We start from the raw sequence: 16,146 nt of genomic DNA, 5'->3' as shown, positions 1-16,146 counted from the left end.
GGTCATATGCTGCGAAGCCTTTGGACAGGGGGCAAGATCATAGTTGGTCTGGTGCTGATTATGATCCTTGTTCATGTGATCAATGTAGTGCTTGATGGTCAGCTGAATCAGTATGGAATTATTCCTCGATCTGTGGCGCATTGGTTCCATATTTTTACCTCACCATTTATTCATGGCGATTTGGGTCATCTCATCAATAACCTGTTTGGCCTAGCTATATTCAGTGCTCTATGCCTATTTAGGTCAACTTCCCTTTATGTTGCATGTAGCATTTTTGTCATTGTGCTAACCGGGGTATTGATTTGGTGTTTTGCAAGAGGGGTTATACATATTGGTGCTAGTGGCTGGATATTCGGGCTATGGAGTTTCTCGATTGCCATTGCTTGGTTTGATAGAAGGCTTATAAATATTCTTTGTGGATTTGTCGTTGTGTTTCTCTACGGCGGAATGATTTATGGTTTGTTGCCAAATGACCCGAAAATTTCGTTTGAGGCGCATCTATTTGGCGCGATATCAGGCGCGCTGTTCGCATTTCTTCATTCGCTTTTTTTGAAACGGAGCAACAGAAATGAACAGGAGAAAAATAGAGGGTTATCAGATGGTTAATTGGCTGTTGGAAAAGCTCAAGACTCTCACAAGTCAGAATGTTCAAGTGGATGCTATTCAATGGCAACCAGAATGGTCAGCTTACTTGAATGACAAAGTAGTGTTTTACCGAACGCTATGTATTGAAGACAAAGGCTTATTTGAAGAGCGCGTCAGGCTGTTTCTCGAAACGACGACTTTCGAGGCGGGTCAGTTTGAAGTCACGGATGAAGATCGGCTGCTAGTGGCGGCAAGTGCGGTAATTCCAGTATGGGGCTTTCCAGATTGGCATTACTTTAATGTCCAAAAAGTTTTCTTATTGCCGGCGTCTTTCAATGAAAAATTTGAATGCGGTCAGCCAGACTCACTTATTACAGGAATGGTGGGTACGGGACCAATGGCGGGAAAACTTGCCCTGAGTAAGCCAGCATTGCATTTGGGTTTCGAAAATACAAAAGATAAACAGAATGTGGGTATTCACGAATTTGTTCATCTGGTTGATATGGCCGATGGGGACTGCGATGGCTTCCCTGAACGGCTCAAGAAATTTGCCTTTTCAATACCGTGGTTTGAGTTAGTGGAACAAAAAATATCAGGGATCGAAAACAATGAGAGCAATATAAGAGATTACGGCGCGACAAATAAAGCTGAATTCTTAGCGGTTGCTTCAGAATACTTTTTTGAAAGACCGAAGATGATGAAGGATAAACATCCTAAGTTATTTGCGGCGTTGTCGAATTTCTATCAGCAGGATGTAATGCGTATTGCTGACGATATTAAACCAAAGAAAAAGTCACCTTGCCCATGTGGTAGTGGGAAGCGCTATAAACATTGCTGTATGCCCGAGAATTAGTCTTAGCTAAGCAGCGAGCAAAAAAATAAAGGGAATAAATATGAAATGCCCACAATGCAAAGGATACGAACTTGAACCCAGAGAGCTTGAACCGGGTTTGATTGTAGGCGCCTGTACAAAATGTGATGGCGCTTTAATTTCACTAATGAACTATCGATTTTGGGCTGATCAGCAGTCACAAACTTGCGAAGTCGTAAGCACTGTTGAGGTTGCAGAGGCTGAGGACAACAACGTAGCTCAAGTATGCCCGAAGTGTTCGAAATTTATGACCAAATTCCAGATAGGAACAGAATCCGTAAATCGACTTGATATGTGCAACGGGTGTGATGAAGCGTGGCTGGATAAAGGTGAATGGCAGCTTCTCAAGACGCTAGATATGGCAGACAAACTACCTAAGATATTTACCGATGCTTGGCAGAGAAACATCCGCATTGAAAGACAAGAAAAGCTACATAAAAAGCGTTACGCGAATCTCCTGGGAGCGAATGATTTCGCTCAACTGGATACCTTTAAGCAATGGCTAGATCAGCATCCTGAGAGAGAACAAATTAAGCAATATCTAATCACAAACTTGGATTAAAACTCACTGAAGGAGAAAGAGCATGAGTGAAAACAGAGATTATTTAGAAATGACTTTCCACTCGATTAACTGCTTTGCAGATGACGGAAAATTAGATGTGAATGAGATCAACCAAATTCTAGCAATTGCTTTGAAGGATGGGGTGGTTGATGACAACGAGAAACGTGTCCTTTCAAACATCATTGGCCGTTTGAACGAAGCAGAATTAGATGTTGAGATGCTGTCGAAAGTCGAAGAGATTAAGACTGAGTATCTTAGTTAATCGTATTGGGGCTAAACATGATCGAGTTGAGAGAGTGGTCTGCTGGTATAGTATTCCTTGCTGCAATCGCTGGTGTTTATACGCTATTTTGGGATGGCTTCGATGGTGTTGTGTTAGCAGCCACTTTGGTTTCGTTCATTGCCGCTTATGTAATTTGGCCTAGTAAGAGAAAAGGCCAGAGGCAAGACGGCGGGCGAGTAGTCGACATGATTGAAGTTTTAATTGAGTTTCCTATAGAGTTGTTCGTTTGGATTATGCGCTTTTTAGGGAGGCTTGCAGGAGGAAAAGGTGATGGCGTTGATTTGGATTTTTAGGTGCTGGTGGTGCGCCTGAATCGTTAAGGATAGACAAACTATTGTTTTAGCCTTTTTTATCATCAACCTGAAAAGAACTAACCAAACTATAAAAAATATCATCCGCTTTGGAAGGCTTTTAGAGGTATTTAAAACTCTTTGATCAGCCTATTTTTTATCAATGAAAGTCCCCGAAAAAGTTGCTCTGTGCATTAATTGAAATAGTTGAGATTGTGCTTCTCGTTAAGTCTAGGGCCTCAATGTCTAGCTACCTTAAGGCCTACTAAGTCAGGTGACTTCAGGATTATTACAGACTTAATTTTATCCAATCGATCACTAGTATTAGTTTTACATCATGATAAGTGGATATCACAAAAAAATTTAAGAGAATCAATATGAACCAATTTGAAACGCGCTTTGAAAAAGCTTTGTTTGCTAGTCGCTGGTTGTTAACCCCTTTTTACGTTGGCTTGGTAGTCGCAGTTTTTCTTCTGATATTTAAATTCTTTGCTGAATTACTGCATCTTTTTTCTCACTCTTTAACTCTGAGTGAAGGTGAAATGATCATTGGTATATTAACTTTGATCGATGTAGCATTAATTGCCAACTTGCTATTTATTATAATCTTTAGTGGCTATGAAAGTTTTGTTTCCAAAATAGAAGTACAACATGATGCGGATAAGCCTGGATGGATGGGGAAGGTAGGCTTTTCGGCGTTGAAACTGAAACTGATCAGTTCTATTGTTGCGATTTCTTCCATAGAGTTGCTTAAAGCCTTTATTAATATAGGAGCTTACACAGAGCAGCAACTAATGTGGAAAGTTCTCATCCTACTTACCTTTGTCTTCTCCGGGCTTCTCTTAGCCCTGATGGACAAATTTTCTAGTGGAAGTCATTAGGCGCGGGTAGTTTTATTCCTCGTCAAATACTCGTTGCCATTATGCAGCTATGCGTTGTCTACAGATCTTAGGTCTTACCAGTAAACAATTAACAAGGACTAGTCGTGAAAAAAGTATTGCTGTCACTCCAAGTATTCTTTGGCCTGTTTTTTCTTTTATCTTTCGTCGTTAGCCTTTTTGTTGTCGAAGAAATCCAAGAGCGCTCTAGGGATCTTGTTACTGATAAAGTTATCGCAGGTACATTACCAAAAGTGGGATTTGCGGAAGAAGTGCTAAATTCAAAAGCCGCGAAGAATTACTTGGAAGAATACCAGATCGAAGTTATCGAGAAAGAAATCTCAGAGTTTAAACGAGATCCACACTTGTATGTTGGTTCGATAACTCAACAAGATGCTAACGTTAGCGCTTTGCCATTAGAGTTTAAGACAAATAATCCTCTCAAGGCGGCATTGTTCGAGAAGGTCTTCTCTTGGAAGCAAAGTTTAAAAAGTTATTTAGACGGTACTTTTTCGAAACTTATCACTGATATAAGAATATTTCTGGTTACTAATGTAGTCGCATTATTTATCGCGGCCTTCGGGTGTACCCGATCTGAGAAATTGGGTGGGAGACCTATGGTGATTTCTTCAGTAATCACGATAGCGACAGCTTTATCAACTTATGGCTATGTAAATGATAACTGGCTGTTCAATATCCTACTCAATAGTTTCGCTGGGTACGGCTATTCTGTAGGAATCGTATCACTATCTGCTTGGTTATATTTTGAATATGGCGATAAGTTTGGAAAGGGCGAAAGATCTTAAAAAGATTATGTTATTCTATAGCCCAACTCTATTCTTAATTAGCTCCAAGATAGATTCAGCTGCGTAGTTCTTTGGCATCACATCATGGGCTGTCGCAGAAAGCTGGAATGCCCCTTCCATTGCTGCCATCACGGTAGCGCTTAAATGAATAACCTCTTTATTCTTTGAGGATTTACCGTCCCATACATCTGCTAATAATTGTCTAAGTAAGGTTAATTGCTGTCCAATCAGGTCTTGGTAGATTTCCTTAATCTCAGGCTGTTTTAGTGATTCTCCCGCGATAACGACCCAAGCGGAAACTACTTCTGGCATTTGTGTGTCACCAGTTGCCAAACGGGCGTTAATGAAAGCTTCGAGCTTGTGCCAGGGATCCTTATCCATTGAATTTAGCTTCTCTAGTCTATCGCTTGCTGAAGTAGCGATCCAATTAATCAAAGCAAGCAAAATATCTTGCTTTGTTTTGAAGTGATAGTGAATCAAACCAGGTGCCAAGCCTGCCTCTTTTGCAATAACTTGGATTGAGGCTTTTTCGTACCCATGTACTGCCATTACGCGCAGTAAAGCGTCGACTATTTCTTGTTTTCTTTGTTGCGTATTTGACGGACGACCCATTGTGAGATTCTTTGATCAAAATATTTATTTGGTCATTTAACCAAATTACTTTGATTTTGGCGAATTGTTTATGTAATGTATTTTTTAAATTGGTTAATCAACCAAATTAATTGAAGAGGGAATTATGATTGATGAGCTTAGGATTCAGTGGATATTTAATCTGGAGGAGATGGGTTCTCATCCGAATAAGATGGGCGAATGGTTTGACTATCTCGTCCAAGAATATACGTCAGAGCCTAGGAAATATCACGGCCTAGGGCATATTCATCATATGTTAGAGCTTGCTGAAAAAATCAAAAGTAAGGTAGAAGATTGGGACTCTTTCTACTTCGCAATTTGGTTTCACGATGTTATTCAAGACAAGCTCTTAGCTACTGAAATGTTAAGTGCAGAGAAGTGTTGTATGGCTATGTTGGAGTTAGGATTAGACAAGTCAGCAGCGGATCGAGCTGCTCGCCTAATTCTCGCGACGAAATCTCATGATCAAGACTATTCGGGTGACGTGAAGCTTTTCGTAGATCTGGATTTGTCGATATTAGGCGCTCCAAGAAAAGAATACAGTGCTTACGCTAACCAATGCAGACAAGAATTCAATATACCCAACTGGCTATATCGAAAAGGAAGGATTGAGCTGCTAAGAAAATTTTTGAATAAAAAAAGAATCTACAAATCTGACTGTTTCTGGGAAGAGCTGGAAGCCAACGCTAGGTCAAATATCTCATACGAAATGGAAATATTAAGAAACGGGGGGTTGTTATGAATGTTTGTTCCGAATTTAACTCAGGGATCATTGATCTACTTCCAGAAAGATCAGAAACCTGTTTTGTCATAAAAGGATTGTTCTCGAAATCTGAATGCGCAGAATTGCTCGATAAAGCGTTAGAAGAAGGATTTGTTTCAGCAAACGATAAGTACCCAAAGAGCTATAGAAATAACGAACGTGTACAGATTGATGATCCAAGTTTAGCAAGCGATCTATTTGAAAAGGTTCGGACAAAAATACCAAGTGAACTAAAGATTGATCAAACGAATTATAGATTGTGCCGCCTTAACGAAAGGCTAAGATTCTGTAAGTACTCTGGAGGACAAAGCTTTTCCATTCATCAAGACGGTGTTTTCTATCCAAAGGCTGGAGAAGAGTCAGTATTAACGTTCTTGCTGTATCTAAATGATTGCGATGAATACGTTGGAGGGGAGACTGCTTTTTTTGAAGACGGCTCCGGTAAGAAAATGCTAACAAGTTATTGGGGAAGTGCTGGAGATATTCTCGTTTTTGATCACAGAATCTGGCACAGCGGGAAGCCGGTTTTTCAAAACAGTAAATATATTCTGAGAAGTGACTTTGTCTACCAGGTAAGTAATCGTAAGAGATTAAATCAAACGCATCATGATGGATATATATGGAGTTTGGCGAAGCTTCCAGGCGGAAAGCTTGCTTCTGCTTCTAGAGACAGATCTATAAAAATATGGAATGACTCGTTGTCGCTTGACCAGGTTTTAGTGAGTCATGAAAATTCTATTTTTGATATGGTCGTTAATAATAATGATCTACTTACCGTTTCTCGAGATGGGTATCTAAACCTTTGGATAGAGGAAAATTCTGGTTACGAGCTCCAAGCAAGGAAAGATACCTTCCATGGATCGGCATTGAGTGTTGAGATTATTGGTAATGACATTCTAACTAGTGGCGCGGACGGTATTGTAAGGCGATGGGATGCCAAAGCTGAAATACAGGAAACTTATAAAATTGCGGATGGTTGGGTTTGGGATATTGAATGCATAAGCAATAAGGAGTTTATTGTTTGCACATCCGTGGGGGAGGTCCAGAAGTGGGGGATGATTTCTTCTAGCGCATGCATCAAGAAAATAAGTTTATCAGAATCGATTCGTTGCTTAGCTTCTAACGACAAGTTTTTGTTTGCTGGGTCGGAGGAAGGAAATATTCATCAACTTTGTAAAAATACTCTAAAACTCGTGAGAACCTGGAATATTCACATGGGGATCGTAAGAGACATTGTGCTTGATGAGTATGGTTTATATTCCTGTGGAGAAGATGGGAGAGTTGTTCATATAGTTGGCTTTCTGGATAAATGGAATGAACTGTTTAGGCATGAAAATTTTGCAACTTCGCTGTGCTGGCTAGAAGATAATCTTCTTGCTTCTGCTTCCTATGCTGGTCGAATAGAAATACATCAATTGGGTTAGCGTACACTTCAGTTAGGCTTTCGATTAGCAATATTATCCGCATTAATTGATTCCCCCTCCTCGACAGCAGCCCCTCAACGTAGAGCGCTTTGAATGTCAAACAAAGCGCAGGGGAATTCAGTTTCTGATTGTCGTTGGAGCGGCAAGTAAATGCTTAGTTGTTGTTCTGGACGAACGTCAATTTTGATCGAGAGAGTCGATCAAAACAGAGCCATGAAATCTTTGTTTGGACAAAGCTTTCATTAGCGAATTGTGGAATTCGCTCTCTGCCGACTCCGCTCGTAGGCGAGCTGCGCATAAACCCATTGGCTGAACGCCATATGGATTTATTTACCAGTATCGGGGGCGTCTGACATTTAGGAAGGTTGATTCAGTTTGTCTCTTAGTTCTAGAAGTTGGTTTGCTGTGGCCTTAATTTCGTCATGCATATGCAACTTATCTAGCCAAGATTTCTTAATGTTACTCGCTCCGTAATATGCTCCAGAAATCTGTCCACAAATTGCGGCAGTGGTATCGGCATCATCGCCCAAATTTGCAGATTTTAGTATTGCGGACTCATAAGAATCTGTTGTGAAAAATGACCACAGAGCCGCTTCTAGAGAATGAACGACATAGCCACTTCCTGATATTTCTTGTTCTGATTTGTTCAGGAATCTTCCATCTGAGATTAAGTTAATCTTTTGTGTATAAGGTTTATATGAAGAGCTATTCAATAAATCGCCTTTATCAACTCCATCTAGCGTAAGACATAGCAGATCTGCAAAGTATTTGCACGCATCGATGCACTCTGCTGTTCCATGAGTCGTCCTTGAACTTTCTCCAGCATACTTAATCACATTATCGATATTCCCATAGTAAGTCATTGGAACAGGTGCTAGACGCATTAGGGAACCATTGCCTGCGCAATCAGGTTCTATTGAACCAGCGAAGGGCTTTTTATTCTCCAAGTATTTATTGAGTGCCTCAACAACAGTGGAACCGATATCGAAACATTCGCCAGTACTGCTCAGATAACCCCACTGCCACCAATTACAATAGCGATTCATTTGGTCAATAGGGTCAAATCCATTCCGTTGAATAAGAGATTCCGCAAGGCAAAGTGCCATAGAGGTGTCATCTGTCCATTGGCCCGCTCTAAGACCAAAGGGTCCTCCGCCGATCATGTCATCAATAGGCGTAAAGCTTCCCTTTGGCATAAATTCGAGTGTTGTTCCAATTGCATCACCAACGGCGAGTCCAAGAAGGCACCCTTCATAACGGTCTAGTAGGCTTAACATAAATATCTAAATTCCGTATTCCTTTGAAGCAGTCATCTTTTATGCGGCACTAAAGTTATTACCTGTTAGAGCTTTCGGTTTTGGTAATCTGAAAAGTCAGGTTTATCTCTTTCGAAATTTGTCATTAATGGTGATGCAACCAGAAAATCAGCGGTACTCTCATTACATGCAATCGGGATATTCCAGAGAGATGCGATACGTAAAAGCGCCTTGATATCAGGGTCATGAGGCATTGGTTCAAGTGGATCCCAGAAGAAGATAAGCATATCTATTTTTCCTTCAGAGATTTTTGCACCAATTTGTTGGTCGCCGCCTAGAGGACCGCTATGTAGCCTTGTAACTTCCGCCCCTAACTTCTCTTCGAAGAGCTTGCCAGTTGTTCCTGTAGCCACAAAGTGGCAACCCTTCAAACTAGTTATATGTCGTTCTGCCCACTCGATTAGTTCAGATTTTTTGTTGTCGTGTGCTACGACGGCGATAGTTTTGATTCCTGCCATAATTTTTCTCCCTTGTTTCTCAACGAATTGCTTATACCCGCTGGCCTTCAATATTTCGGTTAAAATAATGGTTCTTTGATCCTTCTTTAACTCGATAGAGTTTAGCGGGACGATTGCTACCGGTTCTCATTTCCCCGGTTTCTTCCAAAATATCAGCATCGAGTATTCGACGTCTGAATGATTTCTTTTCCACATCCTTTTCCAGAATTAGCTCAAAAGTACTTTGCAAATCGGTTAGCGTAAAAGCGTCCGGCAATAAGTTAACGGGCAAGGCGGTATATTGGACTTTACCCTGCAGTCGTTCATAGCACCGATCCAAAATCTCTTGATGATCAAACGCCAGCTCGAACGCTTTGTTTACCTTATTGACCGGAACCCATGTAACTTCTTCAGAGCTTTCATTTGCTTCGAGCGTAACTTCTTCTGAACTGATTAGAGCAAAATAGGCCACAGTAACCGACCATCCGCGAGGATCCCTTTTTGCTCCACCAAAGCTAGCGACTTGTTCTAAGTACGGCGTATCAACGCCTGTTTTCTCTACTAGTTTTCGCCTTGCAGTGTCATCCAATGTTTTGTCTTTATTTACGTCGATAAATCCGCCTGGGAGAGCCCATTGCCCAAGCGAAGGATATTGAGCTCTTTTGACCAAAAGCACGTGTAACGATTCGTCTTTAATAGTGAAAATCGCCATATCCACTGATGTGAGTGGTATGTCAAAGTCATGAATGTTGTAGTTCTTCAGGAACTCTTTTTCGGATATTTGTTTTGTCATTTCTAACTCATCTCCAGTTGTCTACTGGCTTTCATTTATTCCGTGATAAAGAACAACATACACATAAGTGTTAATAAGCCACTAAGATAGTGGCGCAAAAACACTATGTCAAACTGAGAGTTTTTAAATTAAGTCAAAATAGGGTGTTGACATATAAGTGGCAGTAAGCCACTATGTATTCAGGCTAACAAATCAGGTGGGATTCACCAGTTAGCATTAGCACGAAATTGGATAGACCAATTTCCTGTCACCAACAGCAAGGGGTTTGCTGATATGAGTAACAAAGAATTCGACTTTTTAGTTTTTATTGGGCGTTTCCAGCCTTTCCATAATGGACATTTACAAGTGGTCCGAGAAGGTTTGGAAAAGGCGAGACAGCTAATCATTTTAGCGGGCTCAGCACACCAACCTAGATCAACACGTAACCCTTGGACGATAGCAGAACGCGAAGCCATGATTCGCGGTTCAGTGTCTCAAGAAGAGAGCGATCGAATGCACGTCGCTCCATTGATGGATATTGTTTACAACGATGAATCTTGGGTTCGAAACGTACAAGCAACTGTAAATGGTTATGTAACGGCACACCACGGTGTACCGCACAAGCAACCAAAAGTTGGGTTGATCGGGCACAGTAAAGACCAGAGTTCATACTACTTAAATTTGTTCCCGCAATGGGGGGCAGTTGAAGTAGAGAACTACCAAGGAATTAGCGCAACACCGGTTAGAGAATTGGTTTTTGGTTCGAAAGATAGCCAAGGTAATTTAAAACAATTCTTGCCAGTGAACGTGCAAGAAGAATTGAAGAAGTTCTACGCGACACCTGAATTCAGTGAAGTAAAAAGTGAACAGGAGTTTGTCGCTAAGTATCAGCAAGCATGGAGTGCTGCACCGTATCCACCGACCTTCGTAACAGTTGATGCAGTGGTGATACAAAGCGGACATGTCTTGATGGTGGAACGGAAAGCAAGGCCAGGGAAAGGGCTACTAGCATTACCTGGAGGCTTCGTGGATCACGGAGAGAAATTGGTAGATGCTTGCTTAAGGGAGCTAAGAGAAGAAACGCGTTTGAAAGTGCCTGCACCGGTACTTAAAGGCTCAATCAAATCCCAAGAAGTATTTGATGACCCTTACCGCTCGGCACGAGGAAGAACGATTACACATGCTTTCTACTTTGAATTAGCTCCGAACAAGGAGTTACCCAAAGTAAAAGGCGGGGACGATGCAAAACACGCGAAGTGGATGCCACTGGCGGAATTGGATCCAACCCAGATTTTTGAAGATCACTATTTCATCATCCAGGAAATGATTGGAATGTAAAAACTAAGCATACCCCAGGGCCGGGATAGACCCAGCCCTGTTTTTAAAAGAGAAAAACTGATTGGAGGATTTCCATCATGACTAATAGAAATATCATCTTAAATGTAGACTCTTATAAAGCGTCTCACTACTTACAGTACCCACCCAATACGACAGAGGTGTCTAGTTACATCGAAGCGAGGGGCGGGCAATTCAAACAGGCAGTCTTCTTTGGTTTGCAAATGTTCATCAAAGAATATTTAGCTAACCCCATTACAAATGAAGATATCGATGAAGCGAAAGTCATCATCGAAGCACACGGCTTACCGTTCAATGAAGCAGGCTGGCGCTATATCGTCAATAAATACGATGGTTATCTTCCTGTTGAAATTGAAGCGTTGCCAGAAGGTTATGTGGCGCCAGTTAAAAACGCCATGGTTCAAGTAATCAATACCGATCCAAACTGCGCATGGTTAACCAGCTATGTTGAAACGGCATTGTTGCGAGCTGTCTGGTATCCAACAACGGTGGCAACTGTTTCTTGGAATTGCAGACAAGTAATTAAGCGCTTTATGGAAGAAACTGCCGATAGTGTCGAAGGGTTGGATTTTAAATTACACGATTTTGGCGCTCGCGGAGCAACGACTGAAGAAGCCGCAGCTATAGGTGGTGCGGCAAACTTAGTCAACTTCATGGGTACGGATACTATCAGTGGTATTTTGGCAGCAAGAAAATATTACGGGGCTGAAATTGCAGGCTTCTCGATTCCAGCCGCAGAACACAGCACGATTACGAGCTGGGGTAAGGATAACGAAAAAGAGGCTTACGCCAATATGCTTGATCAGTTCAGTGGCCCAGACAAGTTAGTGGCCGTTGTTAGTGATTCCTATGATTTGTGGAATGCTATCGATAACATCTGGGGTGAAGAGTTGAAGGATAAAGTGCAACGCACTGGTGGCACTTTGATTGTAAGGCCAGACAGTGGTGATCCAATCAATATCGTCACAGAAACGATTGAAAGGTTAATGAATAACTTTGGTTACGAAGTGAATGATAAAGGGTATCGCGTTTTACCTTCATACATTCGAGTGATTCAAGGTGATGGTGTTTCATTGCAAACCATCGAAGCGATTTTGGATGCAATGAAACTTAGAAAGCAAAGTGCTGAAAACATCGCCTTTGGAATGGGTGGTGAGTTATTGCAAAAAGTAAATCGTGACACGATGAAATTTGCAATGAAAGCTTCAGCGGCAAAAGTAGATGGTCTATGGAGAGATGTGTTCAAGGATCCAATTACCGATTCAGGAAAGCGATCGAAGAAAGGGCGATTAGCCGTGATCAAAGATGACAAGGGGCAAGTGCAAACCATCCGAGCCCAGGAGTTGGGTGATAAGGAAAACTTGCTTCAGCCTGTCTATCGAAATGGAAAGTTGCTTAAGGACTATAGCTTTGAAGAAGTACGTGCTAATGCAGCTGAAGAAAATCAAGTTAAGGAGACTATTTCAAGCGCGGCTTAACAGCCTCATCGATAACCAAAACGTGTTAACAGAAAGCACTAAACGAAAGGCCTGGATAGACCGGCCTTTCAAACACAACTTAAGGTAGCTTGGATTAAGTTCACCTAATGCAGATTCCGCAAGGCGCCCGACAATGAGTGATGACACATATCTCATGGATAGGCGAAGTGCGAGCGAGGATGCAACGAAGCGAAGATGCGCTAGGTGAGGTTAAGACGGCTTCCGAAACAGGCAAGGAGTTTGTCATGTTAAATATCAAATACATTAAGGTTGCACCGACAACCTATCTTATGCAGTTCAAAAAAGGCCAGGTTAAGCGTAAAGGTACAGGCCTAGCACTATGGTATTACGCACCCAGTACTTCTCTGGTGGCGATTCCAACTGGAACGAGTGATCTTCCGTTCATATTCAAAGAAACAACAAAGGACTATCAAGAAGTCACCGTGCAAGGTCAATTGGTTTACCGCATTGCGGAACCCGAAAAACTGTCTTCGCTAATGAACTTCACTTTAAAAAGCGAAGCGACGTCTAAAGACCTTTCTTATCAATCTGACGATCCTGATAAATTGCGCAATCGAATTCTTAATTTGATCCAAGTGAAAATGAGTGCGGCGATAGAACAAATGGAATTGCGAGAGTCTTTAGCTGCTTCCCAAGACTTGGTTCGACTTATCAAGAGTGAGTTATCCAGTTCAGAGGTGATCAATACACTGGGGCTCGAAGTGATCGATTTTTCTATCGTTGCAATCAAACCTGCTCCAGAAACTGCTAGAGCTTTAGAAGCAACTGTTCGAGAACAGCTCCTTGAACAAGCAGACGATGCAATCTACAAACGTAGAAATGCCTCGATTGAACAAGAGCGAGTTGTTAAAGAAAACGAGCTAAGCACTGAGCTGGCAGTGGAAGCCAAACAGCGCGAAATCAAGGAAGAAAAACTTAAGGCAGAACGTTCTCTTCAAGAACAACGACGCCAGATGAAGAAAGAGCAACTAGTTGCGGAAGTTGAACAAGAGGAACAGAGACAAGAACTCGTAGAACTGGCAACCGAGAACAGTCGCAAGCAAGCGGACGCAAAAGCTTATGATATCGCCGCCACCATGGAAGCTTTGTCAAAAGTGGATGCGAAAGTGCTCGAAGCCATGACAATGGGTAATCTAGATCCGCAGCAGCTACTCGCACAAGCGTTCAGAGAGTTAGCTGGCGGTGCAGATAAGATAGGCCAGTTGAATATCGCGCCTGATCTCCTTCAGTCTATTTCTGGGAGGCTACAGCAATGAGCGTTTTGCCAAAAACAGATAGGAGAGAGCAACAAGATGCCAAAGCCATTGTTGTCACTCGAAGAACCCGATTCGAAGAACTAATAGCTCAGTACAATACGGAAGCGCAGGCCAAGTTTGTGATTGAGAGCAGGGGAGCTGACTTCGAAGACTATAAGCTTGAATATCAAACTTATACGCAAGCAGTTAAACAAGTAGAGGCGGCGCTTTTTAGCGCTGCCCGAGTTCAACGCTTGGATCGCGAGTTTTTACCGAACTTTATTTTTGGTCCTAACGATATCGTTGTGGTCGTTGGTCAAGATGGTCTCGTAGCCAATACGCTTAAGTATCTAGTTGGTCAGCCAGTAATAGGAGTGAACCCGGATCCAGCAAGGTTTGATGGTCTGCTGCTACCGTTCCAAGTAAAAGACGCGCCTTTGATATTCGGTGACGTTGTTAAAAGCAATTACCAGTCAAAGCAAATCACAATGGCAAAGGCCACGCTAAACGACGGGCAAGAGTTGTTGGCCGTAAACGATCTATTTATCGGACCTCGCTACCAAACCTCTGCTCGATATGAGATTCAGGTAGACGGAAAGCGCGAAGTTCAGTCTTCCAGTGGAATTATCATCTCAACGGGATTAGGCAGTACGGGTTGGTTAAAAAGTGTTGTCGCTGGAGCCTCTGGTGTCATTGGTGGGAGCAGAGAAATCGATGCTTCTTTTGCTTGGGATACGAATCAACTTAAGTTTGCTGTTAGAGAGCCTTTTCCGAGTCAAACAACAGGTACTGAGTTGGTTTATGGTTCCGTAGAAACAGAATCGTCGATGACAGTTTCATCGCTTATGTCGGGGAACGGAGTGATCTTTAGCGACGGAATGGTGGATGATTATTTGGAGTTTAATAGTGGGGCTTTTCTTAATATTGGAGTTGCCGCCATGATTGGAAACTTAGCGTGTTAGTTATGAAATATTTGTGTGACTCTTCCCTCATTAAAAGTGCTGAGTAATCAGTTATTAATCGCTGTTTTGATAAGGTTAAGTCTGTATTTTTAGCGCTTTACGGCTAGCTAGGCTGGTAGAAACTTAAAAGGAAGTATGAATGAAAAATGTATCTGTATTTATGGCCGGTATTATTGCGGTGTCTCTATGTGTGATGGCCGATCCCGCATTGGCTGGTCCGGGCGGTAAAATAGCCTCAACAATATACGAGTCGTTCTGGGGTAAAGTCTTACTCGTTGTATTATTTATCGCGTTTCTACCTTTGATAATCCTCAATACAATTAAAAAGAAGTTAGCAGAGAAGCGTGCGCGTAAAGACTTAGCCTATATGACTAGATATAGCGATGTTTTTGATTGGCTATCTTTGCAGCAACGATTCAAGGATTCCTTTTTGCGAGTCCACAAAGGTTGGGCAAACGAAGATTTGTCAGATGCTTCGAAGTGGATGACGGATTGGTATTTGCAAAATCAGCAGCAAGTGTATTTGGAGAATTGGAAAAGCCAAGGCGTCAAAAACATTTGTGATGTTAAGAAACTAAAAACGATCACGCCGATTCTTTTTCAACACAAAAATCATTCAGATAATCATGAAGGATCTAAGTTAGTCGTCTCAATGACTGCAAATATGAACGACTATCTTGAGCATTTAAAAACAGGGGAAGTCGTTGAAGGCAGTAAGAAATACAAAGATGTAGAGACAATCTGGATGTTCACATTAGAAGACGGTATATGGAAGGTGTCTGCTATTGAGGAAGTTGCTACTTTAATGAGTTTCGTTAAAGCGGTTAAAGATATGCCACCAATTGAATCAACTGTTCCAACTCCAATGCCTTAAAACGCAAATAGAGGCAAGTTAGCTAATAGGCTTGCCTCTATTGAAACTGCTTGATGCAAGTACTTTTGGTTCTATAGGCAGCCGATTTTTTATTATCGTTAGTCAGTCCATTTCAAGAATTAAGGGAGCACATTGATTTAAGTAATAATATTAAATTTGAGGCTAGGTAAGCAGACCAGATACGTTGAAGTTCGTTTGGCTCATCAAACCCAATAGTATGCACAGCATACCTTAGCTGCGGTATTAGCCATTGAATCTTTCTCGACGGATCATTCTTTTCAATTTGTTGGCTAGCTAACTTTCTTATGTGGCAAACAGATTCATAAGTGCGTTCAAATTGTGTCCCAAGAAATTGTTCTGACAACTTTGGCAGATAATCAAAAGGGTCATCAAACCTAAGTAAAAAATCACTAAACTCATAAGCTAGTTGAAGATCTGCATCAGACTCAATTGGTGTGTAGATGTAGAGAAGGTCGTTCTCAAGTTTGGCGAAATCTTTTAGTACATGTCCGCGATGGGTATGAAAGAAATCGATCAGCCAAACGTTGTCGCGCTCGTCGATAATGACGTTTGCACCATTGAGGTCGCCATGCACGAAGGCAA

General features: G+C 41.7%; 19 protein-coding genes. 14 read left to right on the top strand and 5 right to left on the bottom strand.

Annotation, left to right across the window (positions count from 1 at the left end; all coding sequences use genetic code 11):
- Positions 1 to 6 precede the first annotated feature (6 nt).
- From A3739_RS23735 to A3739_RS23705, 7 genes are all read left to right on the top strand, one after another.
- Complete coding sequence (locus A3739_RS23735) at positions 7 to 606, top strand: rhomboid family intramembrane serine protease (protein ID WP_068475585.1); 600 nt, start codon at positions 7 to 9, stop codon at positions 604 to 606.
- Positions 599 to 1,438 carry a zinc-dependent peptidase gene (locus A3739_RS23730; RefSeq protein WP_068475587.1) on the top strand — a complete coding sequence of 280 codons (840 nt, stop codon included), beginning with the start codon at positions 599 to 601 and terminating at the stop codon, positions 1,436 to 1,438. The genes A3739_RS23735 and A3739_RS23730 overlap by 8 nt, the downstream gene beginning before the upstream one ends.
- Before the next feature lie 40 nt (positions 1,439 to 1,478).
- The gene (locus tag A3739_RS23725) at positions 1,479 to 2,018 is read left to right on the top strand and encodes a hypothetical protein (protein ID WP_068475589.1); all 540 of its coding nucleotides are present in this window, start codon (positions 1,479 to 1,481) and stop codon (positions 2,016 to 2,018) included.
- A 22-nt stretch (positions 2,019 to 2,040) separates the two neighbouring features.
- The gene (locus A3739_RS23720; protein ID WP_068475591.1) at positions 2,041 to 2,280 is read left to right on the top strand and encodes a hypothetical protein; all 240 of its coding nucleotides are present in this window, start codon (positions 2,041 to 2,043) and stop codon (positions 2,278 to 2,280) included.
- 17 nt (positions 2,281 to 2,297) lie between these two features.
- The gene (locus A3739_RS23715; protein ID WP_068474252.1) at positions 2,298 to 2,594 is read left to right on the top strand and encodes a hypothetical protein; all 297 of its coding nucleotides are present in this window, start codon (positions 2,298 to 2,300) and stop codon (positions 2,592 to 2,594) included.
- 374 nt (positions 2,595 to 2,968) lie between these two features.
- Positions 2,969 to 3,472 (top strand): TIGR00645 family protein, encoded by a 504-nt coding sequence (locus tag A3739_RS23710; protein WP_068474249.1) that lies wholly within the window; start codon positions 2,969 to 2,971, stop codon positions 3,470 to 3,472.
- Between the two features lie 104 nt (positions 3,473 to 3,576).
- Positions 3,577 to 4,275 (top strand): hypothetical protein, encoded by a 699-nt coding sequence (locus A3739_RS23705; RefSeq protein ID WP_068481108.1) that lies wholly within the window; start codon positions 3,577 to 3,579, stop codon positions 4,273 to 4,275.
- Between the two features lie 15 nt (positions 4,276 to 4,290).
- Here the strand turns inward: A3739_RS23705 and A3739_RS23700 are convergent, their stop codons facing one another.
- Positions 4,291 to 4,887 carry a TetR/AcrR family transcriptional regulator gene (locus A3739_RS23700; RefSeq protein ID WP_068481105.1) on the bottom strand — a complete coding sequence of 199 codons (597 nt, stop codon included), beginning with the start codon at positions 4,885 to 4,887 and terminating at the stop codon, positions 4,291 to 4,293.
- A 124-nt stretch (positions 4,888 to 5,011) separates the two neighbouring features.
- On the opposite strand from A3739_RS23700, the gene A3739_RS23695 reads away from it, so the two are divergent.
- Together A3739_RS23695 and A3739_RS23690 are read left to right on the top strand one after the other, a co-directional pair.
- Positions 5,012 to 5,647, top strand: coding sequence for a hypothetical protein (locus A3739_RS23695; protein ID WP_068479454.1), 636 nt, complete (start codon positions 5,012 to 5,014; stop codon positions 5,645 to 5,647).
- Positions 5,644 to 7,092 carry a 2OG-Fe(II) oxygenase gene (locus tag A3739_RS23690; RefSeq protein WP_068479456.1) on the top strand — a complete coding sequence of 483 codons (1,449 nt, stop codon included), beginning with the start codon at positions 5,644 to 5,646 and terminating at the stop codon, positions 7,090 to 7,092. The genes A3739_RS23695 and A3739_RS23690 overlap by 4 nt, the downstream gene beginning before the upstream one ends.
- Before the next feature lie 356 nt (positions 7,093 to 7,448).
- Here A3739_RS23690 and A3739_RS23685 read toward each other — a convergent pair whose 3' ends face one another.
- From A3739_RS23685 to A3739_RS23675, 3 genes are all read right to left on the bottom strand, one after another.
- Positions 7,449 to 8,369: an ADP-ribosylglycohydrolase family protein gene (locus A3739_RS23685; protein WP_068479459.1), complete on the bottom strand. Its 921-nt coding sequence runs from the start codon at positions 8,367 to 8,369 to the stop codon at positions 7,449 to 7,451.
- Between the two features lie 65 nt (positions 8,370 to 8,434).
- Positions 8,435 to 8,866 (bottom strand): methylglyoxal synthase, encoded by a 432-nt coding sequence (locus A3739_RS23680; RefSeq protein ID WP_068503062.1) that lies wholly within the window; start codon positions 8,864 to 8,866, stop codon positions 8,435 to 8,437.
- Positions 8,867 to 8,897: 31 nt separating this feature from the next.
- Positions 8,898 to 9,638 (bottom strand): NUDIX domain-containing protein, encoded by a 741-nt coding sequence (locus A3739_RS23675; RefSeq protein WP_068481102.1) that lies wholly within the window; start codon positions 9,636 to 9,638, stop codon positions 8,898 to 8,900.
- Positions 9,639 to 9,911: 273 nt separating this feature from the next.
- On the opposite strand from A3739_RS23675, the gene A3739_RS23670 reads away from it, so the two are divergent.
- The 5 genes from A3739_RS23670 (at position 9,912) to A3739_RS23650 (ending at position 15,543) form a co-directional block, all read left to right on the top strand.
- A complete protein-coding gene (locus A3739_RS23670; protein ID WP_068481099.1) occupies positions 9,912 to 10,955 on the top strand; it encodes a bifunctional nicotinamide-nucleotide adenylyltransferase/Nudix hydroxylase in 1,044 nt (347 codons plus the stop codon).
- Positions 10,956 to 11,032: 77 nt separating this feature from the next.
- A complete protein-coding gene (locus tag A3739_RS23665) occupies positions 11,033 to 12,451 on the top strand; it encodes a nicotinate phosphoribosyltransferase (RefSeq protein ID WP_068481096.1) in 1,419 nt (472 codons plus the stop codon).
- Positions 12,452 to 12,591: 140 nt separating this feature from the next.
- Positions 12,592 to 13,728 carry an SPFH domain-containing protein gene (locus A3739_RS23660; RefSeq protein WP_231876497.1) on the top strand — a complete coding sequence of 379 codons (1,137 nt, stop codon included), beginning with the start codon at positions 12,592 to 12,594 and terminating at the stop codon, positions 13,726 to 13,728.
- The gene (locus tag A3739_RS23655; RefSeq protein ID WP_156502797.1) at positions 13,725 to 14,669 is read left to right on the top strand and encodes an NAD(+)/NADH kinase; all 945 of its coding nucleotides are present in this window, start codon (positions 13,725 to 13,727) and stop codon (positions 14,667 to 14,669) included. Before A3739_RS23660 ends, A3739_RS23655 begins: the two co-directional genes overlap by 4 nt.
- Before the next feature lie 139 nt (positions 14,670 to 14,808).
- On the top strand, positions 14,809 to 15,543 hold the full coding sequence (locus tag A3739_RS23650; RefSeq protein WP_068481093.1) for a Tim44-like domain-containing protein: 735 nt from the start codon (positions 14,809 to 14,811) through the stop codon (positions 15,541 to 15,543).
- 112 nt (positions 15,544 to 15,655) lie between these two features.
- Here the strand turns inward: A3739_RS23650 and A3739_RS23645 are convergent.
- Positions 15,656 to 16,146 (bottom strand): phosphotransferase (locus A3739_RS23645; protein WP_156502796.1); only part of this gene is annotated, 491 nt, incomplete at its 5' end.

This window comes from Oleiphilus sp. HI0067, from assembly GCF_001635735.1.
The sequence above is the reverse complement of the archived record's forward strand: the minus strand, read 5'-3'. Positions and strand labels throughout refer to the sequence as shown.

Coding starts and splice junctions, on each gene's coding strand:
- A3739_RS23735 (WP_068475585.1), top strand. CDS start 7: ATGCTGCGAAGCCTTTGGACAGGGGGCAAGATCATAGTTGGTCTGGTG.
- A3739_RS23730 (WP_068475587.1), top strand. CDS start 599: ATGGTTAATTGGCTGTTGGAAAAGCTCAAGACTCTCACAAGTCAGAAT.
- A3739_RS23725 (WP_068475589.1), top strand. CDS start 1,479: ATGAAATGCCCACAATGCAAAGGATACGAACTTGAACCCAGAGAGCTT.
- A3739_RS23720 (WP_068475591.1), top strand. CDS start 2,041: ATGAGTGAAAACAGAGATTATTTAGAAATGACTTTCCACTCGATTAAC.
- A3739_RS23715 (WP_068474252.1), top strand. CDS start 2,298: ATGATCGAGTTGAGAGAGTGGTCTGCTGGTATAGTATTCCTTGCTGCA.
- A3739_RS23710 (WP_068474249.1), top strand. CDS start 2,969: ATGAACCAATTTGAAACGCGCTTTGAAAAAGCTTTGTTTGCTAGTCGC.
- A3739_RS23700 (WP_068481105.1), bottom strand. CDS start 4,887: ATGGGTCGTCCGTCAAATACGCAACAAAGAAAACAAGAAATAGTCGAC.
- A3739_RS23695 (WP_068479454.1), top strand. CDS start 5,012: ATGATTGATGAGCTTAGGATTCAGTGGATATTTAATCTGGAGGAGATG.
- A3739_RS23690 (WP_068479456.1), top strand. CDS start 5,644: ATGAATGTTTGTTCCGAATTTAACTCAGGGATCATTGATCTACTTCCA.
- A3739_RS23685 (WP_068479459.1), bottom strand. CDS start 8,369: ATGTTAAGCCTACTAGACCGTTATGAAGGGTGCCTTCTTGGACTCGCC.
- A3739_RS23680 (WP_068503062.1), bottom strand. CDS start 8,866: ATGGCAGGAATCAAAACTATCGCCGTCGTAGCACACGACAACAAAAAA.
- A3739_RS23675 (WP_068481102.1), bottom strand. CDS start 9,638: ATGACAAAACAAATATCCGAAAAAGAGTTCCTGAAGAACTACAACATT.
- A3739_RS23670 (WP_068481099.1), top strand. CDS start 9,912: ATGAGTAACAAAGAATTCGACTTTTTAGTTTTTATTGGGCGTTTCCAG.
- A3739_RS23665 (WP_068481096.1), top strand. CDS start 11,033: ATGACTAATAGAAATATCATCTTAAATGTAGACTCTTATAAAGCGTCT.
- A3739_RS23660 (WP_231876497.1), top strand. CDS start 12,592: ATGACACATATCTCATGGATAGGCGAAGTGCGAGCGAGGATGCAACGA.
- A3739_RS23655 (WP_156502797.1), top strand. CDS start 13,725: ATGAGCGTTTTGCCAAAAACAGATAGGAGAGAGCAACAAGATGCCAAA.
- A3739_RS23650 (WP_068481093.1), top strand. CDS start 14,809: ATGAAAAATGTATCTGTATTTATGGCCGGTATTATTGCGGTGTCTCTA.